Genomic DNA, 22,140 nt, shown 5'->3' on the forward strand with positions numbered 1-22,140 from the left:
CGGTATGCTTGCCAACCTCCGAAGGTTTAAAACATAAATTGATCGGCACTTATCCGTTAGGTACCGAAAAAGAAGCTAACGAAGCCCTGGTTGCCGCCATGAAAGCTTACGACAATGGCCGGGGCGAATGGCCGACTATGAGCGTAGAGGGCCGCATTAAGTGTATGCAAAAGTTTGTGTACAAAATGGTAGAGCAGCGCAACCTGGTTGTGCGCCTGCTAATGTGGGAGATCGGCAAATCATATACCGACTCCACCAAAGAGTTTGACCGCACGGTAGATTATATTAACCAAACTATTGATGCATTGAAAGAACTCGACCGTTCGTCATCGCGGTTTGAGATTGCCGAAGGCGTAATGGCGCAAACCCGCCGCGCCCCTATTGGTGTGGTGCTTTGTATGGGGCCGTTCAACTATCCGCTTAACGAAACCTTTACCACGCTGATCCCCGCTATTATAATGGGCAATACCATCCTCTTTAAACCGCCTAAACACGGTACGCTTTTACACTATCCATTGTTAAGGGCTTTTCAGGAAGCATTCCCGGCGGGGGTGGTTAATACGGTATATGGCCGCGGAGCCAATGTTACCCCCGCCTTAATGGAGAGTGGCAACATTAATGTGCTGGCGTTCATCGGTTCGAGTAAGGTGGCTAATGATTTAAAGAAGCGCCACCCCAAAAGCAACCGCTTACGTGCTGTATTAAGCCTGGATGCAAAAAATGCAGCTATTGTTACCAAAAATGCCGATCTGAAACTGGCGGTAAGCGAATGTGTGTTAGGCGCGTTATCATTTAACGGGCAGCGTTGCACAGCATTAAAGATCATCCACGTACATAAAGATGTAGCCGAAGAATTTTTGAAATTACTAAGTGAGGCCGTTAACTCATTGGTACCCGGCATGCCATGGATTAAGGGCGTTAATATAACCCCGGTAGCAGAGCCTACCAAGCCGGGTTATTTGCAGGCTTGTATTAATGATGCCATTGCACATGGTGCCAGGGTGGTAAATGAAAACGGTGGAACAACTGTAGAATCTTTTGTATTCCCAGCCGTGGTTTACCCGGTTAAAAAAGAGATGAAGTTATACCTCGAAGAGCAGTTTGGCCCGGTGATACCGGTATTGCCTTTCGAGAGTATAGAAGAACCGATTCAGTACCAGATAGATTCGCCGCATGGCATGCAGGTGAGTATATTTAGTAACGATGCCAAAGAGGTATCTTCGCTCATAGATCCATTTGTTAACCTGGTGAGCCGGGTAAATATCAACAGCCAATCGCAGCGCGGGCCGGATGTGTTCCCTTTTACCGGCCGTAAAGATAGCGCCGAAGGAACCTTGTCTGTTCATGATGCCCTACGCTCATTCTCCATCCGCTCTTTAGTGGCCGCAAAAATGAATGAGGCCAACAAGAAGCTAATCAACGAAATTGTAAAAGATCACGATTCTAATTTCCTGAGCACAGATTTTATTTTTTAAAATCAGATAAGCTATATAATTATAAAACAGGCATCGCTTAGTGCGATGCCTGTTTTCTTTTAGTGCGTTTCCGGCGATTTTATTTTTAATAGTTCGATGTCAAAAATAAGAACCGTATAAGGCTGTATCTCATCGCTCAAATTCATATCGCCGTAGGCTAATTGATAGGGAATAAAAAAGCGATATTTGGCACCAACATTCATCAGTTGCAGGCCTTCGGTCCAGCCTTTAATTACATCGCCAACAGCGGTTGTAATAGGTTCGTTCCGATCATATGAACTATCGAATTTTTTACCGCTGATTACGGTTCCGTTATAATGTGCAGTTACCGTATCTGTTAATTGGGCAGACGGGCCAGTACCTGGGGTTAAAATAATGTATTGTAAGCCATCGGGCAAGGTTACTACCCCGGGCTTGTTTTTATTGGCTGCCAAAAAATTGTTGCCTTCGGCGATGTTAGCTATGTATTTGTTTTTCAGGTTATTGCCAATTGCAGCTTTGCTTTGTTGCGGTGTTAGCAATAATGTGCGGCCGTTCAGCTCATCGTCGATGGCCTTACCCAGGGCGGCGTAATTCAAAGTTTTTAAGCCGCGTTCTTGCAAGTCTTTAGTGAGCTTTACCGATCTGCGTTTCGATAGCTCGTAAAGCAGGCTCATGCCATAGGCATAACTGGCAGAGTCGAGCCGGGTTTTTAAAGTATAACTTTCTACACTCGCTTTCTTTTTAGCGGCTGTGTGTTTTTTTACCTGGGCATAGCTGCTCAGGCAGCACAAGGCAGAAATAAGGGTTAAGGCAGTTTTTTTCATTCAATCTGTAATTTCATCTAAATATAGTAATTTGAGGCACAGCTTAAATTATACTTGGCCGTAAGCTTGCACAGTTTGCCGTTGTGATCCTAGTCCATCAATCCCCAACTCCATTATATCACCTGGTTTTAAAAATACGGGAGGCTTTAACCCAATCCCAGATCCGGCGGGTGTGCCGGTTGATACGATATCGCCGGGTAGCAAAGTCATAAATTGGGTAATGTAGGCTACCAGATAATGTGTTTTAAAGATCATATCGGCGGTGGTGCCGTTCTGCATCAGCTCGCCGTTAAGCTTTAGCCAGATATGCAGGTTGTCAATATCCGGCATTTCATCGGGCGTAACTATATAAGGCCCTATGGGTGCAAAGGTATCGCAGCCTTTGCCCTTATCCCAGGTGCCATTGCGCTCAAACATAAAAGCACGCTCCGATACATCGTTATGCAGCACATAGCCGGCTATGTAATTTTTTACATCGGCCTCCTTTATATAAGAAGCCTTTTTGCCTATCACCACGGCCAACTCAGTTTCCCAATCTGTTTTTTCAGAACCTTGAGGGATAGTGATTGCATCATTCGGGCCGTTTAAAGCTGTGTTGCTTTTAATAAAGATCACCGGTTCTGATGGAATTTTTGCACCTACCTCAATAGCATGGTCGGTATAATTAAGGCCTACACAAACAATTTTTGATGGCCGGGCAATAGGGCTGCCCAGGCGGATATCGCCGGCAACTTTAATCAAGTCACTCTTTTTATCTGCAAGTAGTGTTTCTAACCGCTGTATACCATTATTGGTAAAAAATGTCTCGTTGTAATCATCTATGTAGGCGGATACATCATATCGGGTATCGTCAATGAGTACTCCTGGCTTCTCCTGGTCTGCTTGTCCGTAGCGTATTAATTTCATAGGGTATGCGTATCTTGTGTGCTGTTTTCAAATATGAAAAAATCTCTGTGGTTATTGTGTTTTATTTGTTTAGGGTGTGCAAAAAAGTCCGCTCAGCCGCATTTAAAAGTAAGTGTGCTGAACGCGAATACCATAAACTTTGGTAACATAGACTATAATACGCTGGCAAACCTGCACCAGGATAGCCTTAACACCGCCGAATGGCAGGCTATTTTACCCGTTTACCGCATGCCTGCCGATACCGATATGAAAGATTTTGTGCTACCCCAACCCGGTAAATATGCATTTAAAAATAACCAGTTAATTTTTTCGGCAGATACGCCATTTCTGGGGCATAGCCTATATTTTGCCCGTTACTATCGCCTGCACGATGAAAGCAATGCCTGGGATGTAATGAAGGGAAAATGGAAACGCGGTACTCCTCAATACGTTGAGTGTACTTTTACACCTTAAATTACTTGAATATCAAATAAAAATTATTATGTTTGCATTATCTGAAAAGAGGGGACAATTTGTCCCCTCTTTTTGGTTTTATCAGTTAAACGATAGGATGACGAATATTGAGAAGCGGGTTACAGAGCTGGTAGAGGAAAAACTAACCGAACTGCCCGATCATTTTTTAGTTGATGTGAAAATGCACGCCAACGGCGATCTGATCATTTTGGTAGATGGCGACAAGGGTGCAGGTATTGATGCCTGTGCGCAAGTGAGCCGTTACGTAGGCTTTAAGTTAGAGGAAGAGAACACCATCGACAACCCCTACAACCTCGAGGTTTCGTCGCCGGGTATAGATACGCCGCTGAAACTAAACCGCCAGTATGTAAAAAATGTTGGCCGTACAGTAGCTGCTAAATTAGCAGACGGCAGTAACAAAGAAGGCAAGCTAACCGCGGTTGACGCTGATCAAATAACGATAATAGCGCAAATAAAAATTAAAGGTAAAAAAGCTGAAGAAGCGGAAATTAACATCCCGTTCGATCAGATAACAGAAACAAAGGTTTTAATATCATTTAAATAAAGATGAGCACAACCAGTATTAATTTAATTGATTCTTTTCAGGAATTTAAAGATTTCAAAAACATTGACCGCCCTACCATGATGAGCGTTCTGGAAGACGTTTTCAGAAGCATGATCAGAAAAAAATATGGTACGGACGAAAATTGCGACGTAATTGTTAATACAGACAATGGTGACCTTGAAATTTGGCGCACACGTACAGTAGTTGAAGATGGTTTCTCTGAGGATGATGACCTGGAGATTGAGCTTGCAGAAGCTTTAACCATTGATGCTGATCTGGAAGTTGGCGACGAGTATGTAGAGCAGATTACCCTGGAAAGCTTTGGCCGCCGTGCAATTTTAGCCGCCCGACAAACTTTGGTGTCTAAAATTTTAGAACTGGAGAAAGACGAGATCTTCAAAAAATATAAAGATCGCGTAGGCGAAATTGTAACAGGAGAGGTTTACCAGGTTTGGAAAAAAGAAACTTTGGTGCTGGATGATGAAGGTAACGAATTATTGCTGCCAAAATCTGAGCAGATCCCTGCCGATTATTTCAAAAAAGGCGATACGGTAAAAGCGGTGGTTAGCAAGGTAGATATGCTGAACAGCAACCCTAAGATCATCATTTCGCGTACTGCACCAGAATTTTTACAACGCTTATTCGAACTGGAAGTTCCTGAGATTTTTGACGGTTTAATTACCATTAAGAAAATTGTTCGCGAACCGGGCGAAAGAGCTAAAGTGGCTGTTGAATCTTATGATGACCGTATTGACCCGGTTGGTGCCTGCGTGGGTATGAAAGGTTCACGGATCCATGGTATTGTTCGCGAATTGAAGAATGAGAACATAGACGTAATTAACTACACAAATAACCTGCAACTATACATACAGCGTGCTTTATCGCCTGCTAAGATCACATCAATTAAATTAGATGATGATAAAAAAACAGCTGCAGTTTATTTAAAGCCCGATCAGGTGTCATTAGCTATCGGCCGTGGTGGACATAACATTAAATTGGCAGGTAAATTGACAGGGTATGAAATAGATGTTTACCGTGAGGCTGACGAGCATGAGGAAGATGTGGATATCGAAGAGTTTTCAGATGAGATTGACAGCTGGATACTGGACGAATTTAAACGTATCGGTTTAGATACTGCAAAATCTGTATTGGCACTAACTGTTGGCGAATTGGTTAAACGTACTGATCTAGAAGAAGAAACCGTAAAAGATGTTTTGTCAATTCTGAATGCCGAATTTGAATAAAATCGTTAAGCAGAATTAAAAATCGTATTTTTGCATAAATAGCACAGAGAAAGTAATAATAAATGTCAGAAGACAAATCCATAAAATTATTTAAAGCAGCTAAGGAACTGAACATTGGTATAGGTACCATCGTAGAGTTTTTAGGTTCAAAAGGTTTCAAGGTAGATAAGCAGCCGAACTATAAACTCGACAGCGATATGTACACAAGCCTGTTGAAGCAATTTGGCGCTGATAAAATCATCAAGGAAGAAGCCAAGCAGATCAATATCGGCAAAATACGCCGTGACGAGCCTGGTTACGTCCCTGAAAAGGGTGCAGAGCCGCACTCTCCACGTTCAAAAGACTTTGAACCTGAGGAAATATTGATCAAAAATGCTGGTCAGTTTTCTACACCTGCCCCGGCAGAGAAACCAAAGGCACAGCCAGAACCGGCTGCCGACCGTAACGATGGCTCTTTGCCTGGCGTTAAGGTAGTAGGTAAAATCGATCTTAACGATCTGAGCGGTAAAAACAACCGCCCCGAAGTTAAGGAAGAAGCCCCTGCTGCGCCTGAGGTTAAAGCACAGCCCGAACCGAAACCGGTTGCTGAGGTTGTTGCCCCTGTTAAGGAAGTGCCTGCCACGCCAGCGCCAGAAGTTGTTAAACCAACACCCGCGCCGGCACCTGTAGCGCCGCCTGTTGCAGCCGAGCCGGAAGTTGTTAAACCAACGCCTCCGCCAGCCGCACCGGTAACGCCACCTGTTGTTGCAGCTGCACCTATTGCAGAAACACCGGCAGCACAAACACCTGCGCCTGTTGTAGCAGCAGTAGTTACGCCTGCCCCGGCAGCCGCAGCGCCTGAAGTACAAAAACCAACTCCTCCACCTGCAGCCGCGCCAGCCCCTGTGGCCGCAGCACCAGTTGCACCGGAAGATGACGTGATCAGGGCAAAGGCAGATCGCCTGAGCGGACCAAATATTATAGGAAAAATTGTATTGCCGGTAAACCCGCCTAAACGCGGGCCAGTGGCATCGTCATCAAATACAAATGCTGCCGATCAAAGGCGCAAGCGTAAACGCAAAGATACGCCGCCGGGTCAAAATCCGCAGCAAGGCCAGGGTAATAATAACCCACAAGGCCAGGGGCAACAAGGCGGGCCTGGTAATAACCAGCAACGCGGCCCTCATCCGGGTAATAATAATCGTCCGGGTGGTGGTTTCAACAATAACCGTCCGGGTGGTAATAACACCAGCCGCCCTCCTTTTGGCAACCGTGCTGCTACACCAAGCACCGGCCCTAAAGAAGAGCCTACAGAAAAAGAAATACAAGACCAAATTAAGGCAACGCTTGCCCGTTTAAGCGGGGCCGGTAAATCTGGTAAATTCGCACAGCGCGCAAAATTCCGTCGTCAAAAACGTGATGATGTTGCTGCCAATGCGGAGGAAGATGCATTAGAACGCGAAGCGCAATCAAAGGTATTGAAGGTTACAGAGTTTGTTACGGCAAACGAGTTGGCTTCGATGATGGATGTGGGTGTAACCCAGATTATCTCTACCTGTATGAGCTTAGGTTTATTCGTATCTATTAACCAAAGGCTTGATGCCGAAACCCTGACCATTGTGGCCGAGGAGTTTGGCTACCAGATAGATTTTGTTAAACCAGAAGATGAAGAGTGGGATCTTGACGAACCGGATGCTCCTGAAGATCTGATTCCGCGCTCGCCGATCGTAACCATTATGGGTCACGTGGATCACGGTAAAACATCATTACTGGATTTTATCCGCAAAACAAACGTAATTGGTGGCGAAGCAGGTGGTATCACCCAGCACATCGGTGCTTACGAGGTTGTATTGCCGGAAAAAGGAAAGATTACCTTCCTGGATACGCCGGGTCACGAAGCGTTTACCGCTATGCGTGCACGTGGTGCCCAGGTAACAGATATTGTTATTATTGTAATTGCTGCAGACGATAGTGTGATGCCGCAAACCCGCGAGGCCATAAACCACGCGCAGGCTGCAGGTGCACCAATCATATTTGCATTCAACAAAATAGATAAGCCAGGCGCTAACCCGGATAAGGTTCGTGAGCAATTATCTACCATGAACATTTTGGTGGAAGAATGGGGTGGTAAATACCAAACCCAGGAAATATCTGCCAAAAGCGGTTTAAATGTTGACCTGCTGCTTGAAAAAGTATTGCTGGAAGCAGAATTATTAGAACTGAAAGCTAACCCTAATAAACGTGCCGTAGGTACTGTTATTGAGGCAGCATTAGATAAAGGCCGCGGTATTGTAACAACTGTATTAGTACAGGCAGGTACATTACGTGTAGGTGACCCGATATTAGCAGGTTGCTATAGCGGACGTGTTAAAGCGTTATTTAACGAACGTGGTGCTCGTATTGAAGAGGTTGGCCCATCCGGACCGGTACAGGTTTTGGGTATGCAAGGTGCTCCTACAGCAGGTGATAAGTTCAACGCACTGGAAAGTGAAGTTGTAGCACGTGAAATTGCCAACAAACGTTTGCAATTACAACGCGAGCAAGGCTTACGTACACAGAAACACATTACACTGGATGAGATCGGTCGTCGTTTAGCTATCGGTAACTTTAAGGAACTTAATATTATTGTTAAGGGTGACGTGGATGGATCTATCGAGGCATTATCTGACTCGTTATTGAAACAATCTACAGATCAGATCCAGGTTAACATCATCTCTAAAGGAGTTGGTCAAATCTCCGAGTCTGATGTATTATTAGCTTCGGCTTCTGATGCCATCATCATCGGTTTCCAGGTACGCCCTTCTGCAAGTGCACGTAAACTGGCCGAGGCCGAGCAAATCGACATCAGGTTATATTCTATCATCTACGACGCGATCAACGAGATCAAGGCTGCGATGGAAGGTATGCTTGCACCAACATTTGAAGAGAAGATTGTGGCTAACGTAGAGATACGCGAAACCTTCAAGATCAGTAAGGTTGGTACCATTGCAGGTTGTATGGTGTTAGATGGTAAAATTACCCGTAACAGCAAAATCCGTATCGTACGTGATGGTGTTGTGATCTATACCGGCGAACTTGCTTCACTGAAACGTTATAAAGACGATGTGAAAGAAGTTAATGCAGGTTATGAGTGTGGTTTAAACATCCAGAACTTTAACAACATTGAAGAAGGTGACATTGTTGAAGCCTACGAAAATGTTGAAGTAAAGCGTAAAGTAAGCTAAGCGTTTAGTAAAGCACTATAAAAGAAAAGGCCCGATATTTTATCGGGCCTTTTCTTTTCAATTAATTATGGTGGTGATGACGAACAACACGATCATGCACCTTTTTAACATAATGATGGCGTTTTACCGGGTGATGTGATTGAGCACTGGCTGCAGCACCCAAGCCTAATGTTGCAATCATTGCAACGGCTAAAATTCTTAAAGCTTTCATAAATTTATTAAGTTGTTTGTTTGAGGTATCAATTAAATATTAAACGCCAAAGGGGCTCAAAGGTTTAATTTAATTACCAATAAACTGCCAACTTTATTGATCTATCTCATCTGTTTTATCCCCTTTTTTAATGGCTACAGCGGCCAGTTGCGGCTTGCCTATAATCTTGTATTCTCCTACGCCTTTTAATACTGCAGCAAGCTGATTTTTATCTTGCATGGTTTTAACAGCCTGGGCAAGTTCTTTGTCATATTTAAAGTTTACTTCGTAGCGGCCTTTCTCGTAATAGTAACGAGATACAATTTCGTTTTCCAGTACTTGTTTAATTTCATCTTTATGCAGCTGCAGGTCATTCTTTTTGCTGGCCATCAGCTTGTTTTTAAGAATGTCGTATTCGCCTTGTATTTCGCCGAATTGCTTTTCTTTGGTAGCCTCTGTTTTTAAAGAGGTAAGCAGTTTCTCGCTATTAGTGCTGTAGTTATAATCTTTACCGTTCAAAAACTTTACAAAATCATTGTAATCATCATCGCTCATTTGGTAGGTTAATGCATCCGAAAGCTTGGTGTGCGTGTTACGGAAACGGGTAGCATAATCAAATATCATCAGCTTGCCTACCAGCGCCTGGGTTATATTGGCAAAGCGCTCCTGCTTAATCATAATATCCGGATACACGCCGCTGCCATCATATACAGAACGGCCGTCTTTGGTTTTATACTCGTGTAAAGATGAATCGGCCATTTTGTTTACGCTGCCATCATCCTTGCGGTGGGTATAATCAAGCGCCTGCACACACCTGCCCGATGGGATATAGTATTTGGCAATGGTTATCTTAACCAAACTGTTATAAGGTAGTGTAAAGGTTTGTTGCACCAGGCCTTTACCATAGCTGCGCTGGCCGATAATCACAGCCCTGTCCAGATCCTGTAAAGAGCCGGCAACAATTTCTGATGCAGATGCCGAGCGGCTGTTTACTAATACTACTAACGGTAAATTAGGTTCGAGCGGGGCACTCATGGTGCGGTAGCTAAAGTTCTTTTCTTTGATCTTCCCTTTTTGAGAGACAACCTCAACATCTTTAGCCACAAACAGATTCACAATTTTTACAGCTTCCTGCAAAATACCGCCGCCGTTTGAACGAAGGTCTAATATAATGCCTTGCGGATTATTCTTTTTAAGCGCTACCAGGGCAGTAGTTACTTCATCGGCAGAGTTTTCCAGAAATTTATCCAGCTTAATGTAACCCATATTACCGCTTACCATGCCATAATAGGTAACATTGGGTTGTTTAATTTCATCACGTACTAGACTTTTTTCAACAGGGGCTGCGTCATCGCGCTTAACCAAAAGCTTAATGGCTGCGCCCTTGGTACCTTTAAGTAATATGCTTACCTGCTCGTTGGTTTTGCCTGCAAGTTCAATATCGTTGATCTTAACCAGCTGATCGCCGGGGCGGATATCTGCACGCTGGGCCGGGAAGCCGTTGAATACGTCTGATACAAATACTTTTTTATCACGGTTAAATATACTGGCGCCTATGCCTCCATATTGGGTACTTACATATTTTAACTTGTAATCTTCAATCTCAGACTCGGGCACAAATTCGGTATAGGGATCAAGCCCATCCAGCATGGCATCAACGCCTGATTTGATGAGCTTGGCCGAATTGATATCATCAACATAGTTGATATTAACCTCTTTATATACTGATGCAAAAACATCCAGATTTTTGGATATCTGGAACAGATCTTCATTAAAGCTCCATACCAGCACGGCGAGCAGAATGGTGGAGGTAGTAATACCAATATTACGGTAAACGTTTTTCTGCATCATTGCCTGAAAATATTTTAAGATAATTTGATGATTAACGATAAAGTTAACCACTTAGTTTCACAATCGGTTGTTATCGATATTAACTAACGCTTTTTTTAACGTGAATATTACGTAGTCCCTGTCGCGGTTAACCAGGCCGGCTATGCGGTCAATCAGTTGGTCTTCTTCGCCTGCGTTATATTGTAATTGTTCGTCGGTAAGATGATTATATTTGCGCTGTAATTTAATTTTAACTCTTTTCCAGTCGGTATTATTAATGCTGATGGCTGACATAAATTTTATTATTTATTTGAAACAAAAATATAAAAATAGCGCTTGACAACGATTACATAGTTAAGCATATTAAAGCTTTATTTACAAAAGAACCACAACACATCTGCAGAACTAAAATTAAACCTATGAAAAAAGCCTTATTTGGGATTTTATTACTTGTTACACTGAGCATTGGTGCCAAAGCACAATTTATATTAGGCTTAAAAGGAGGTGCTGATTTTTCTAAAATGAATATCGATAACATAAAGGCGTCATCTATAGCAGGCTACCAGGCCGGTATATTTATGCGGGCAGGTAATAGTGTGTTTTTTCAACCCGAAATTTATTTGAGCAGTAGTGGCAGTAAGTTTTATTCTCAAAATGCAACAGGCGGCAATTATTCACTTGAGGAAAATAAAGTACGGTTTACCAATGTTAATTTCCCTTTGCTTTTTGGTACCGCATTTGGCCCGCGTAATTTAAATTTCAGGATTTTGGCCGGGCCGGTTTACAGCGTTATTGCAGATAAAAACAGAAGCTTTTCACAAAGCTTTATGAATGCTAACCCCGGTATCGAAAAATATGTAAGCAATACATTGGGTTACCAGGGTGGCATAGGCGGCGATGCTGGCTCATTTACAATTGACTTTCGTTACGAAGGCGGCCTTACACAGATTAACAAAGATTACACTCAAAAGCAAAACCAGTGGTCGATAAGCCTTGGTTTTAAATTATTATAGAGAGACAAGAGCCAGGATATTTGGCTTACAAAGGCAGTGATTTATCGCTGCCTTTATTGGTTTTACAAAGTCTTGACTTGTTTCTCGCCTCTTGTTTCTATATCGTATCTTCGTTTAAACAATTATAATGATGAAGAAAATATACATTCAATTAATGCTTTTTATAGCAGTTTGCTGCTCGGCGCAGGTACATGCACAGGGTTTAAAAATGCCGCAGGCAAGTTCTGGGCAAACTATTACACAGGAGTTTGGCCTGGGTAGTATAACCTTAACCTACTCGCGCCCTAATGTTAAGGGCCGTAAAATATTTGGTGAGGGCACCCTGCAGCCTTACGGCGAAGTATGGCGAACCGGCGCAAACCAGGCTACGGTTATTAAATTTGCAGATGATGTAACCATTGAAGGTAATAAAGTACCCGCAGGCGAGTACAGCTTGTTTAGCATCCCCGGTAAAAACGAGTGGACTATTATACTTAACAAAACAGCGAAACAGTGGGGCGCTTATCAATACAAACAGGCAGATGACGTTGTGCGATTTACAGTAAAACCGGTAAATGTTAAAGACCTGGTAGAAACCTTTACCATGCAGTTTACCAACGTAAAACCTACTACCTGCGATTTAACCTTTATGTGGGAGCATACAGCCATAATCATGCATTTAACCACAGATGTTGATACCCGCATTATGGCCGGTATTGATGAGGCTATGAAGGGTGAAAAGAAACCATATTTTGCCGCAGCACAATACTATTACGAAAACAATAAAGATTTAGGTAAAGCCTTAAGCTGGATGAATGAGTTGGAAAAAAACGATCCGAAAGCTTATTATTATAAGGTATGGAAAGCACGGATCCAGTTAAAAATCGGAGATAAGGCCGGCGCAATTACAACTGCGACTCAAGGTGTTGCATTGGCCAAAGCAGACAAGAGCGACGAATACACACGCCTTAACGAAGCTGTAATAACAGAAGCTAAGAAATAAAGAGAATAATTATTATCAAATAAAAAAGGTATGCCGAAAGCATACCTTTTTTATTTGATATATAAACCATCGCCATAAAGCGAAGGTGGATTTATAAAAACAAGATGTTTAAAAGAGCTTAGTCGTGGCTACTTTTAGCAAGCGTTCTGATATAAAGGGCTGCTGATAAAAGGCCTAATACGGCACCTACCAATATCCATACAATACCTTTTTCAATTATAGCGCCGGTAAACATACCGCTTACAATAGCAACTATGTAATAGATATAGTTGTAGTTTTCTTCTTCTTCGTGATGTGTCATAACTTTTTAAAGTATTGCTGGCAAAAGTAATGCATAAAAATTTCTGTAGCAATACGTTTATGATATAAATGATGGTGTTTTTACTTTTTAGGGTTGCTTAATAAGTTTACAAACAAACGGTAAGCGCCAGGTACCCCGGCAGGCAGTTCTCTGAAGAAAGCCAGCGAAGTATAAACAAAACGGCCCTTGCCATAATCTGCTGTAATTAACGAGCCTTTGTTAGCCGCCTCGTTGGGGTCGTTCATGGTTAATGGTGCGTGGTATTTGGCATCGATATTACTTACAAAGTACAAGCCCCGCTCCTGGATCCAGCCATCAAAATCTTTATTAGTAATCTTGTTCGGGTAGTTTAATAACGGGCTTGCCGGCTCTGTAAAAGTTACGGTAGCGTTTTCGTCTGTAACGCGCTGATTGACCACCGTAAATGGGTATGGGCCCGGGTTTACCAGCACGCCTACATTATTATTATATTGTACTACCAGGTTGCCGCCATTTTTTACATAGTCCATTAATTTAGGTTGCTCAAAAACTAAACGCTGGCTCACGTTGTAGGCACGCACACCGGTTATAATGGCATCGTATTTAGACAGGTCTTCATTCAAGATCTCATTTTCTGTAAGCTGATGTACTTCGTAACCTACCTGCTGTAAAGCCTCGGGCACTAAGTCGCCGGCGCCGGCAATGTATCCTATCTTTTTCCCTGCGGTTTTCAAATCAATGTTAACTAACTTGGCTTGTGCCGGTGGGAAGAGCGTAATAGTTGGGATGTGTTCGTAATGGATCTGCTGGAAACCTAAAGAGCTTTTCTCTCCATTAGCTTCGGCAACAGCTTCAATTATGGCGACATGCGGATGGGCATCTGCCGGGGTAACCGTAAAGTTTACGGTCCACTCTTCTCCTTTGGCTTTATCACTGTAAGGGATGCTTGCCGGGCTAATTCTCCAGCCTGCAATGGGTTTCAGGCTAATGTTGCCGCTGGCTTTGGTAAAGGCCTTTAGCTTAACTTGTAGGTTTTGGGGCTGCAGGCTGTTATAAACATAGTCCTTATTAACAATGCTGGCAGTTACCGCAGGTGCAATAATCAATGGCTGATAAATTTCGCCGCGGGCGGGGTCAACATATTTAAATTGTACAGGTACATCGTACGTAATAGGTTTACCGGCAATGGTAAATACCACATGCATAGTTGCAGGTATATTTTGTGGTAGTGTTTTTTGCGCCACATTGCCAACAGAATCAAGGTAGCCGGTACTATACTGGCCGATAGCATGTGGGTATTTTAACCAATATGGCTGTGTAAGCTCGGTAGCTTTAAAGCTTTGGTTAATTGTTTTAAGTAGATTGGGTGCTAAATTTTCGTGCACATCCGGTTTATCGGCATCGGTTTTATAGCTTATAGCCGTAAGTGTAACTGGCGCATCGGTGCGAACGATCATCTGCGTGCTTACGTCAACATTATCGCCAAGGGCATAAATGGGAGCAGTGCAGTAACTCTCAAACCATAATCCGGCACACTCAGCTATCAGGTTTTTGAGCTGGGTTGTTTTTTGATTGCGCCAATAAACATCGGATACCTTTTCTACCATGCCCAAAAGCTTGGTTAAAGCGGCTACCGAACGTTGCGGACTAGCCGGATCGAAATTTTGGCTGATAATAATGAGGCTGGCTTCAATTTCGTCACCACCACTCACTCGTTTCCAGGAAGTGTTTACGCCATCCATTATATCGGTTTGCGGTGCTTCGCCCAAAATGGTTTTAAAATAATCAAAGGCTTCACCCCGCTGGCGTGCCGAACCAAAACCCTGGGTTTTATGATTGGAGCGACTTTCGGCAGCAATTTCGCCATAGCTTTTGCCCAAATAAGCATTGTAGCCACCTACATCCAGTTTAAACTGGCTGGCATCGGTAGTATTTACCGAACCAAAGTTAAAAGTGTTCCATAACAGTCGTTTTGCCTGCCATGGTTGCACATATTTTAATTGTTCGGGAAAGCGTTTAGGGTCGGCCGCGGCTGTAAAGGCTTCCTGCGCTAAAATAGCCGAAGAAGTATGGTGCCCGTGCCCGCCCTCGCCCGTAGTAGGGAAACGGCAGATCATTACATCGGGCCTGAAACTGCGGATCGCCCATACCACATCACTCAGTACTTTTTCCCTGTCCCAGATTTTTAAGGTTTCGTCCGGGCCTTTAGAAAAGCCGAAGTCATTAGCCCGGCTAAAAAACTGTTCGGCGCCATCAACACGGCGTGCAGCTAATAATTCTTGTGTGCGTATTGCCCCTAGTAGTTCGGCTTGTTCTGTACCTATTAAATTTTGCCCGCCATCGCCACGGGTAAGCGATAGGTAGCCGGTGCGGAAATGGCGCTCCTGAGCCAGGTAAGCCAGCAGGCGGGTATTCTCATCATCGGGGTGTGCTGCAACATACAGCACACTGCCTAAAACGTTGAGTTTTTTAAAGTCCTGCTCAATATTTGCCGTGCTGGAAAGCGGCGCTGTTTGAGCAAAAATTTGTTGAAAGCTTAATATAAATGCAAAGAGGTAAACGAAACGTTTCATTATAATTTGTCGAAAATATAGAGGCAATGTTTTTTGTTGCCATAAAGAAAAACAAAATCTATTATTAATAGTATAAATTAAAGTTAATCATCTGATTAAAAATTAACTGTTGACGCGCAATAGTTTACATATCAAAGACAAATCCATTTTATATTAATCAATCGTTTGATTAATTTTGTGCCGGATTAAAAAGATGGACAAAGACAAGATAGATAAGAAAGATCACATTTTGGATGTAGCTGAGAGGGTATTTTCTGAAGTGGGATTTGACGGAGCTTCAACACGTATGATATCTGGCGAAGCCGGTGTTAATATGGCCATGCTTAATTACTATTTCGGCTCAAAAGAGGGGTTGTTCCTGGCCATATTTGAACGGCGGATTGCTATGTTTAAAAGTTTGCTGGTAGATATTAACAGCGACGGACAAACCACGGCATGGGGAAAGATTGAGAAGTATATTGATATGTATGTTGAACGGATTTTTAGCAACAACTGCTTTCAAAAAATGCTTTACCAGGAATTGAGTATGGGTAAGCGTGGCGAGTTGAGCGATAAGATCAACAAAATACTTTTAAACAACGTAAAGGAGTTTTTTAAGATTGTGGAGGATGGAATAGATTCCGGAGATTTTAGAAAGGATGCCGATGTACAGTTTATATGCGCTACTATATACGGCATTAAAAACTATATCATGAATACGCCTTATGTATCATCAGAGATGTTTGGTTTTGATATCAAAGATGATACTGCGTTGAAAGAAAAATTTAAACCCCGGCTTAGAAATTATTTACTAGCGCTGTTAAAACCTTATTTAGTTATAGAACATGATCACACAAATAAATAAAATCATCAACCTTAAGTTTAAGGCGTTGGGCCGGTATGGTTTGGCGCTGGCTGCATTTAGCATGCTTACTTTTACGGCTGCCGTTGCACAAGACAGAGCACTTACGTTAGACGAGGCTATTAAACTGGGCATTGCTAACAGTAAAACGCTGAAGCTATCGCAATCAAAGATAGACCAGGCAGTGTCGCAGTACAAGCAAGCCAAAGACAAGGCGCTGCCTACTGCAAGTGCAAGCTTTTTGTACACCCGCGCACAAATACCTGCAAACACGCTGGCCTTTGGCGATCAAAACATCTCATTACCTAAAAGCGCCAATGCAAACTTAGGTACAATATCTGCCGATGAGCTGATTTGGGGTGGCGGTAAACTACGCCTGGCACAACAATCAACAGATTTGTTGGTGAAAATATCGAAACTCGATATCGATAAAGATAAAGAGGATATTACCATTGACATCATCAGCGAATACTATAACCTTTACCGCATACTGCAAAGCCAGGGTGTAGTTGTAGAAAACTTAAAATCGGTAGATCAGCAAATCCACCAGTCGCAACGCTTTTTAGAGCAAGGTTTAGTAACCAAAAACGATGTATTGCGTTTTCAACTACAACGTTCAAACATTGAGTTAAACGGCATTGATCTGGAAAGCAACCGCAAAATTGTTAACTACAACCTTAACGTTTTATTGGGTTTGCCAGAGGATACCAAAATTAACATCGCCCAGTTACCTACACCAACAAATACGGTAGCGCCATTTCAAAACTATTTAGATACCGCAATGGCTAACCGCAAGGAGCTGAAACAATTAGGCTTGCGCACAGAATATGCCGAAACTAATATTAAAAGCATCCGGGCAGACCGGTCGCCAAAATTATCGGCGTCTGCAGCGGCTTATTATTTAGATGTATCTGCTAATCCATTACCGCAAAAAGATAAATACATCACCCCGCTTACTTTGGGCTTGTCGTTATCATGGAACATCGGAACCCTTTGGACCAATAAAAACAAAGAAGCAGAGGCACACATACAGCGCGATCAGGTAATTATCAACAAAAACATTGAAGTTGATAACGTGAAAAACGATGTGAACAAAAGCTACCAGAATTATGTGGCAGCTATGAATAAAATTAGCCTGCTGCAAGTTTCTATCGATCAGGCAACTGAGAACAACAAATTGCAGGAATCTAAATACCAAAACTCTACCGGTACGGTAACCGACCGTGTGGACTCACAATCATTATTATACCAGGCAGAAATTAACCTGGAACTGGCTAAAGCCGAAGCAGGGCTTGCTTATTATAACTTAATTAAATCAACCGGAACACTTAACAAATAATATAAACTCACGAAATACAATGGCACAGGAACAAGAAGTACAAGAAACAGGAAAAAAGAAACCGAATAAGGTAGTCCCTATCATATTAGGAGTTGTTTTACTGGTCGGTATCATTTTCGGCGTAAAAGAATATATATACTTCAGCAAACACGTTGATACAGACGATGCACAGATCGACGGCGATATAAGCTCGGTTGTGGCACGTGTTGGCGGCTATGTTGATACAATAGGGTTTGAAGACAACCAGCATGTAACTAAAGGACAGTTATTGGTTAAAATAGACGCCCGCGATTACCAGGTAAAATTAGAGCAGGCATTAGCTGCAAAAAAAGGTGCAGGTGCAAACATTGGCGTTGGCCAGGCTCAGATTTTTCAAAGCACAGCAAACTCTGCAAGCTATAAAGCACAGGTTGCAGCTACTGCAGCGCATTTAGATAAAGCGCAGAAAGATTATGCACGTTATGCAAACCTGGTAAAAGATGGTTCTGTAACCCAACAACAATACGACCAGGCAAAAGCAGATCTGGATGTTGCTAAAGCAAACTACCAGGCAGCTAAAGATCAATACAATGCCGCACTGGTACAAATAGGTACAACCCGCGATCAGTTAAAGGTTACCAATACAGGTGCAGACCAGCGCCAGGCTGATGTTGATTTTGCTAAACTGCAATTATCATATACTACCATTACTGCTCCGGCTACTGGTGTTACCTCTAAAAAGAGCATTCAATTAGGTCAGTTAGTACAAGCTGGTCAAACACTTTTCTCTATCGTGAATGACAACAGCCTTTACATTACTGCAAACTTTAAAGAAACTCAGCTTACTGATATTAAAAACGGACTAAAAGTTGATGTAGAAGTTGATGCTTTCCCTGATATGAAAATTGAAGGTGTAGTTTACAATTTTTCACCAGCTACAGGCGCTAAATTCTCATTATTACCTCCGGATAACGCGACAGGTAACTTTGTGAAGGTCGTACAACGCATCCCGGTTAAAATCAAAATAAAGACAGAAGATAAAGCTATTTTAGATAAACTGCGCCCGGGTATGAGTGTAAACGTTTCTGTTATTACCAAAGACTAAATTATAATTAATTATGGCTGAAACCGGCTTTAAAAAATGGATCATTACGATCACCGTAATCACGGCTTCACTTTTAGAGCTGATTGATACAACGATTGTAAACGTAGCGCTGCCCCACATACAGGGTAACCTGGGTGCCACCCTTACGGATGTGGCCTGGGTGGTTACCGGTTATGCAGTGGCCAACGTTATTATATTACCCATGTCTGGGTGGCTGGGAAGCCGCTTCGGGCGTAAACAGTATTTTCTCGCGTCAATTATTGTATTCACTATCGTGTCTTTCCTGTGCGGTAATGCGCATACCATGAATGAACTGATACTTTTCAGGATAATACAAGGCTTTGCGGGTGGTGGTTTGATCTCGACGGCGCAAGCCATCCTGATAGAAACATGGCCGCGCGAAGAGATAGGCACGGCTACTGCGCTATTTGGTTTGGGTGCGGTAGTAGGGCCTACCGTGGGGCCTACCATTGGTGGCTGGATTGTAGAGAATTACTCATGGCCATGGATCTTTTATGTAAACATACCTGTAGGCGCACTGGCAGCCTTCTGTACCATAACGTTTATACGAGAGACGCCCAAGGATTCGAGTAAACCCGTAGACTGGTGGGGTATTATATTATTGGCCATTACTGTAGGCAGTTTGCAAACCATACTAGAAAAAGGCGAAGACGAAGATTGGTTTGCTAAAACCTACATTTTAGTACTCAGCATTGCAGCAGGATTAGGATTTTTATTGTTCCTATGGCGCGAAATGAGTACAGACCACCCGGTAGTAAACTTTAGCATTATGCGCCACAGGAGTTTCTCTGTGGGTATGGTTACATCTTTCATACTGGGCTTTGGCCTATACGGATCTGTGTTTGTTTTCCCGGTGTTTTGCCAGAATCTGTTGGGCTTTAACGCGCAACAAACAGGCGAGCTGCTATTTCCGGGGGGCTTGTGTACCATTGTAATGATGCCTTTTATCGGCAAGATGTTAAATAAAGGTATACCGGCTCAGTTTATGGCTACAGTTGGCATGTTTCTGTTCTTCGTATTTACCAATATGCTCAGTCACTCTACCCTGGCAACAGGCCAGGGCGATGTATTGATTCCATTGCTTATACGTGGGGTTGGTATGGCTTTATTATTTGTACCATTAACCACACTGGCCATGGCCGACCTGAAAGGTGCGGAAGTTGGTCAGGGTTCAGGTTTAAACAACATGATGCGCCAATTAGGAGGCTCGTTTGGTATTGCGGTATTAACTACTATAATCCACACCCGCCAGGGCTTACACCGTAATAATTTGCTGGTGAACATTAGCCCGAATAATCCAATTTTTACAGATCGTTTAAATGGTTACGTACATGCTTTTATGGCCAGGGGGAGTTCAATGTCAGATGCCACAAAGATGGCTTACCAGGCAATTGAAGGTGTAGTTACCCGGCAGTCGCTTCTGCTCACTTATGATGATGCCTATTGGTTATCAGGATTGGTGATGTTGTTTTCGATACCGCTGCTTTATCTGCAGCCATTTAAGAAATTGAAGGCTGTAACAGACGCGCACTAACAATTAACTCGACATACAATATTACTTAAATAAGTAAGAGTATTTACGATAATCCCGGATGCGAAAGTAGCCGGGATTTTTGCTTTAAGCTATTCCATAAAAGGAAAAAGCCGTTCAGTTGACCTCTGAACGGCTTATCCAAAAAAAATACAATTAAAAAGTAGTCTTTTCCCCGAGCGCACGACTATTGGTATTATGAAAACGAGGTTGCTTAATCTTCTATAAAATTAAAAAATTAATTTTGGTAAACGCAAAATGTTATTAACATATAGTTAAAACATAAAAGCCTCTGTATGAGCATACAGAGGCTTTTGAATAGGAGGTCATTAACAATTGTTAATAAACCACCTTTCCTGTTGCGGTTACTAAAGAAGCGATTCTGACAGCGTCAAAAATACGCTCTTCTGTGGTACCTAGTTTAATTAATGAGTCCTCATGTGCATTAACACACATTTCACAACCATTAACGGCTGATATAGCCAGGCTCATCAGTTCAAAAAACTCTTTGCCGGTTACGGGTTTCATCATTAACTGCATGCGGATGCGTGCAGGGATCTGCGTGTACTTTTCCTTTTGGGTAAAGTGCCTGAAACGATAAAATATATTGTTAGATGCCAGTAACGAAGCACAGCCAACGGCCTCTGCAACATCTGCTGCTGTAGCACCCTGTGCTTCGGCATATTTGGTATAATAATCTGCCAGTGGTTTATTGGTGTTATTGATAGCAGTACTAAGGCCCAGCAGCGCACACTCTTTGGTGCTTAAGTGCTCTGAAGTAAGCGTACTGGTAAAATTCAACTTAAGATCGCGTACATAGCGCGATTCGCCTTTTTCTAAAAGGTCAAGTGCTGTAGTGCGGTAGTTTTTATCTAATGCTACGCCTTCAAGCAGCTCTTGTATTACATCTGTAGTTTCGCTCATTTTAATATTTGGTGTGTGTATAAAATAAAAATCCCCGTTAGTTACCTACGGGGATTAATTTATAAGGTAAAATTATACCGTAATGGTTTCCTCGCCTTTTTCCCAGTTACATGGGCAAAGTTCGTCGGTTTGTAAACCATCAAGTACACGTAATACTTCTTTAACGTTACGGCCAACGTTTAAATCGTTAACACATACCCAGCGTACAACACCAGTTGGGTCAATAATGAAAGTAGCACGGTAAGCAATTTTTTCAGTCGGTTCTAATATACCCAGGTCTTCAGCTAGTGATTTTGAAGTATCAGCTAACATAGGGAACTTCAGATCGCGCAAGTCATCGTGGTTTTTTCTCCAGGCAGCGTGAACAAATTCAGAATCTGTAGAAGCACCAATTAAACGGGTATCGCGGTCACGGAATTCACCGTAGTTTTTGTTGAATTCGGCAATTTCTGTAGGGCATACAAAAGTGAAATCTTTTGGCCACCAGAACATTACAGTCCAAACATTTTCGTCGTTAACTAAAAAATCAGAAGTTATGTCTTCAAACTCTTTACCTTTTTCTATACTAACTGCAGCTTTTTTATTAAATGCTGGAAATTTTTGACCGATTGTTATCATAATGGTTTCTCTGTTAATTATATCGCAAATATACGGCTAAATGAGTATGCTTCCTGATTGATTATTTTGATGGGGTATAGTATTTGTCTATACATATATTATAAAATATAGACAGTTGATTTTTGTTGATAATGAGCGGATTATGTATGCGGTTTTTGCGAGGCATCCAAACCATTGTAGATTACACGGAGCGATAAAAGAAATTAATTGTAGTTTGCAGTCGAAAGATTAATCTTTTAAAACGAACCGCCAGACAAAGTTT

The 22,140-nt window shown here is 42.5% G+C and carries 20 protein-coding genes; 11 read left to right on the plus strand and 9 right to left on the minus strand.

Going from position 1 to position 22,140, the window contains the following annotated elements; translation table 11 throughout:
* Nucleotides 1-1,475: NADP-dependent glyceraldehyde-3-phosphate dehydrogenase (locus RG47T_RS22220; RefSeq protein ID WP_253187548.1), on the plus strand; the 1,475-nt coding region annotated here is incomplete at its 5' end.
* A 59-nt stretch (nt 1,476-1,534) separates the two neighbouring features.
* Here RG47T_RS22220 and RG47T_RS22225 read toward each other — a convergent pair.
* Nucleotides 1,535-2,281: an FKBP-type peptidyl-prolyl cis-trans isomerase gene (locus RG47T_RS22225; RefSeq protein WP_074491876.1), complete on the minus strand. Its 747-nt coding sequence runs from the start codon at nt 2,279-2,281 to the stop codon at nt 1,535-1,537.
* Between the two features lie 48 nt (nt 2,282-2,329).
* Nucleotides 2,330-3,187: a fumarylacetoacetate hydrolase family protein gene (locus RG47T_RS22230; protein WP_074491878.1), complete on the minus strand. Its 858-nt coding sequence runs from the start codon at nt 3,185-3,187 to the stop codon at nt 2,330-2,332.
* A 114-nt stretch (nt 3,188-3,301) separates the two neighbouring features.
* On the opposite strand from RG47T_RS22230, the gene RG47T_RS22235 reads away from it, so the two are divergent.
* The 4 genes from RG47T_RS22235 to infB all read left to right on the plus strand — a co-directional run bounded on the left by RG47T_RS22235 (nt 3,302) and on the right by infB (nt 8,652).
* The gene (locus RG47T_RS22235; protein WP_139235693.1) at nt 3,302-3,640 is read left to right on the plus strand and encodes a hypothetical protein; all 339 of its coding nucleotides are present in this window, start codon (nt 3,302-3,304) and stop codon (nt 3,638-3,640) included.
* A 97-nt stretch (nt 3,641-3,737) separates the two neighbouring features.
* Entirely contained in the window at nt 3,738-4,205 is a 468-nt protein-coding gene (gene rimP, locus RG47T_RS22240) for a ribosome assembly cofactor RimP (RefSeq protein ID WP_074491882.1), read from the plus strand.
* A gap of 2 nt (nt 4,206-4,207) precedes the next feature.
* Complete coding sequence (gene nusA / locus RG47T_RS22245) at nt 4,208-5,449, plus strand: transcription termination factor NusA (RefSeq protein ID WP_074491884.1); 1,242 nt, start codon at nt 4,208-4,210, stop codon at nt 5,447-5,449.
* 62 nt (nt 5,450-5,511) lie between these two features.
* Nucleotides 5,512-8,652, plus strand: a complete 3,141-nt coding sequence (gene infB, locus RG47T_RS22250) for a translation initiation factor IF-2 (protein WP_074491886.1) — start codon at nt 5,512-5,514, stop codon at nt 8,650-8,652.
* 61 nt (nt 8,653-8,713) lie between these two features.
* Here infB and RG47T_RS26210 read toward each other — a convergent pair whose 3' ends face one another.
* The 3 genes from RG47T_RS26210 to RG47T_RS22260 form a co-directional block, all read right to left on the minus strand.
* Nucleotides 8,714-8,863: a hypothetical protein gene (locus RG47T_RS26210; protein ID WP_171972581.1), complete on the minus strand. Its 150-nt coding sequence runs from the start codon at nt 8,861-8,863 to the stop codon at nt 8,714-8,716.
* A 93-nt stretch (nt 8,864-8,956) separates the two neighbouring features.
* Nucleotides 8,957-10,693, minus strand: a complete 1,737-nt coding sequence (locus RG47T_RS22255; RefSeq protein WP_091690934.1) for a S41 family peptidase — start codon at nt 10,691-10,693, stop codon at nt 8,957-8,959.
* A 57-nt stretch (nt 10,694-10,750) separates the two neighbouring features.
* Nucleotides 10,751-10,966, minus strand: a complete 216-nt coding sequence (locus RG47T_RS22260) for a hypothetical protein (RefSeq protein ID WP_074491888.1) — start codon at nt 10,964-10,966, stop codon at nt 10,751-10,753.
* 125 nt (nt 10,967-11,091) lie between these two features.
* Between RG47T_RS22260 and RG47T_RS22265 the strand changes: the two genes are divergently transcribed.
* Nucleotides 11,092-11,685, plus strand: coding sequence for an outer membrane beta-barrel protein (locus RG47T_RS22265; protein ID WP_074491890.1), 594 nt, complete (start codon nt 11,092-11,094; stop codon nt 11,683-11,685).
* 127 nt (nt 11,686-11,812) lie between these two features.
* On the plus strand, nt 11,813-12,667 hold the full coding sequence (locus RG47T_RS22270; RefSeq protein WP_245770827.1) for a DUF2911 domain-containing protein: 855 nt from the start codon (nt 11,813-11,815) through the stop codon (nt 12,665-12,667).
* A 118-nt stretch (nt 12,668-12,785) separates the two neighbouring features.
* On the opposite strand, the gene RG47T_RS22275 is transcribed toward RG47T_RS22270, so the two are convergent.
* Together RG47T_RS22275 and RG47T_RS22280 are read right to left on the minus strand one after the other, a co-directional pair.
* Complete coding sequence (locus tag RG47T_RS22275; protein WP_074491894.1) at nt 12,786-12,968, minus strand: hypothetical protein; 183 nt, start codon at nt 12,966-12,968, stop codon at nt 12,786-12,788.
* An 80-nt stretch (nt 12,969-13,048) separates the two neighbouring features.
* A complete protein-coding gene (locus RG47T_RS22280; protein WP_074491896.1) occupies nt 13,049-15,520 on the minus strand; it encodes a PIG-L family deacetylase in 2,472 nt (823 codons plus the stop codon).
* Between the two features lie 193 nt (nt 15,521-15,713).
* On the opposite strand from RG47T_RS22280, the gene RG47T_RS22285 reads away from it, so the two are divergent.
* From RG47T_RS22285 to RG47T_RS22300, 4 genes are read left to right on the plus strand one after another with little or no spacing between them, the layout of a single operon-like run.
* Nucleotides 15,714-16,364 (plus strand): TetR/AcrR family transcriptional regulator, encoded by a 651-nt coding sequence (locus tag RG47T_RS22285; protein WP_074491898.1) that lies wholly within the window; start codon nt 15,714-15,716, stop codon nt 16,362-16,364.
* Nucleotides 16,345-17,700 carry a TolC family protein gene (locus RG47T_RS22290; protein WP_074491900.1) on the plus strand — a complete coding sequence of 452 codons (1,356 nt, stop codon included), beginning with the start codon at nt 16,345-16,347 and terminating at the stop codon, nt 17,698-17,700. Before RG47T_RS22285 ends, RG47T_RS22290 begins: the two co-directional genes overlap by 20 nt.
* Before the next feature lie 19 nt (nt 17,701-17,719).
* Nucleotides 17,720-18,784 (plus strand): HlyD family secretion protein, encoded by a 1,065-nt coding sequence (locus tag RG47T_RS22295; protein ID WP_074491902.1) that lies wholly within the window; start codon nt 17,720-17,722, stop codon nt 18,782-18,784.
* A gap of 13 nt (nt 18,785-18,797) precedes the next feature.
* Complete coding sequence (locus tag RG47T_RS22300) at nt 18,798-20,339, plus strand: DHA2 family efflux MFS transporter permease subunit (protein ID WP_074491904.1); 1,542 nt, start codon at nt 18,798-18,800, stop codon at nt 20,337-20,339.
* 336 nt (nt 20,340-20,675) lie between these two features.
* On the opposite strand, the gene RG47T_RS22305 is transcribed toward RG47T_RS22300, so the two are convergent.
* Both RG47T_RS22305 and RG47T_RS22310 read right to left on the minus strand, forming a co-directional pair.
* The gene (locus tag RG47T_RS22305) at nt 20,676-21,260 is read right to left on the minus strand and encodes a carboxymuconolactone decarboxylase family protein (RefSeq protein ID WP_074491906.1); all 585 of its coding nucleotides are present in this window, start codon (nt 21,258-21,260) and stop codon (nt 20,676-20,678) included.
* Nucleotides 21,261-21,332: 72 nt separating this feature from the next.
* Nucleotides 21,333-21,878, minus strand: coding sequence for a peroxiredoxin (locus RG47T_RS22310; protein ID WP_074491908.1), 546 nt, complete (start codon nt 21,876-21,878; stop codon nt 21,333-21,335).
* Nucleotides 21,879-22,140 lie beyond the last annotated feature (262 nt).

Origin of the sequence: Mucilaginibacter polytrichastri, from assembly GCF_001911425.1 — a bacterium.
Taxonomy (GTDB): Bacteria; Bacteroidota; Bacteroidia; order Sphingobacteriales; family Sphingobacteriaceae; genus Mucilaginibacter; species Mucilaginibacter polytrichastri.

Excerpts from the sequence above, each read along its gene's own strand:
- RG47T_RS22305 (WP_074491906.1), bottom strand. The coding sequence starts at position 21,260 with ATGAGCGAAACTACAGATGTAATACAAGAGCTGCTTGAAGGCGTAGCA.
- RG47T_RS22290 (WP_074491900.1), top strand. The coding sequence starts at position 16,345 with ATGATCACACAAATAAATAAAATCATCAACCTTAAGTTTAAGGCGTTG.
- RG47T_RS22280 (WP_074491896.1), bottom strand. The coding sequence starts at position 15,520 with ATGAAACGTTTCGTTTACCTCTTTGCATTTATATTAAGCTTTCAACAA.
- nusA (WP_074491884.1), top strand. The coding sequence starts at position 4,208 with ATGAGCACAACCAGTATTAATTTAATTGATTCTTTTCAGGAATTTAAA.
- rimP (WP_074491882.1), top strand. The coding sequence starts at position 3,738 with ATGACGAATATTGAGAAGCGGGTTACAGAGCTGGTAGAGGAAAAACTA.
- RG47T_RS22260 (WP_074491888.1), bottom strand. The coding sequence starts at position 10,966 with ATGTCAGCCATCAGCATTAATAATACCGACTGGAAAAGAGTTAAAATT.
- RG47T_RS22265 (WP_074491890.1), top strand. The coding sequence starts at position 11,092 with ATGAAAAAAGCCTTATTTGGGATTTTATTACTTGTTACACTGAGCATT.
- RG47T_RS22285 (WP_074491898.1), top strand. The coding sequence starts at position 15,714 with ATGGACAAAGACAAGATAGATAAGAAAGATCACATTTTGGATGTAGCT.
- RG47T_RS22255 (WP_091690934.1), bottom strand. The coding sequence starts at position 10,693 with ATGATGCAGAAAAACGTTTACCGTAATATTGGTATTACTACCTCCACC.
- RG47T_RS22295 (WP_074491902.1), top strand. The coding sequence starts at position 17,720 with ATGGCACAGGAACAAGAAGTACAAGAAACAGGAAAAAAGAAACCGAAT.
- RG47T_RS22270 (WP_245770827.1), top strand. The coding sequence starts at position 11,813 with ATGATGAAGAAAATATACATTCAATTAATGCTTTTTATAGCAGTTTGC.
- RG47T_RS22275 (WP_074491894.1), bottom strand. The coding sequence starts at position 12,968 with ATGACACATCACGAAGAAGAAGAAAACTACAACTATATCTATTACATA.
- RG47T_RS26210 (WP_171972581.1), bottom strand. The coding sequence starts at position 8,863 with ATGAAAGCTTTAAGAATTTTAGCCGTTGCAATGATTGCAACATTAGGC.
- RG47T_RS22225 (WP_074491876.1), bottom strand. The coding sequence starts at position 2,281 with ATGAAAAAAACTGCCTTAACCCTTATTTCTGCCTTGTGCTGCCTGAGC.
- RG47T_RS22230 (WP_074491878.1), bottom strand. The coding sequence starts at position 3,187 with ATGAAATTAATACGCTACGGACAAGCAGACCAGGAGAAGCCAGGAGTA.
- RG47T_RS22310 (WP_074491908.1), bottom strand. The coding sequence starts at position 21,878 with ATGATAACAATCGGTCAAAAATTTCCAGCATTTAATAAAAAAGCTGCA.
- RG47T_RS22300 (WP_074491904.1), top strand. The coding sequence starts at position 18,798 with ATGGCTGAAACCGGCTTTAAAAAATGGATCATTACGATCACCGTAATC.
- infB (WP_074491886.1), top strand. The coding sequence starts at position 5,512 with ATGTCAGAAGACAAATCCATAAAATTATTTAAAGCAGCTAAGGAACTG.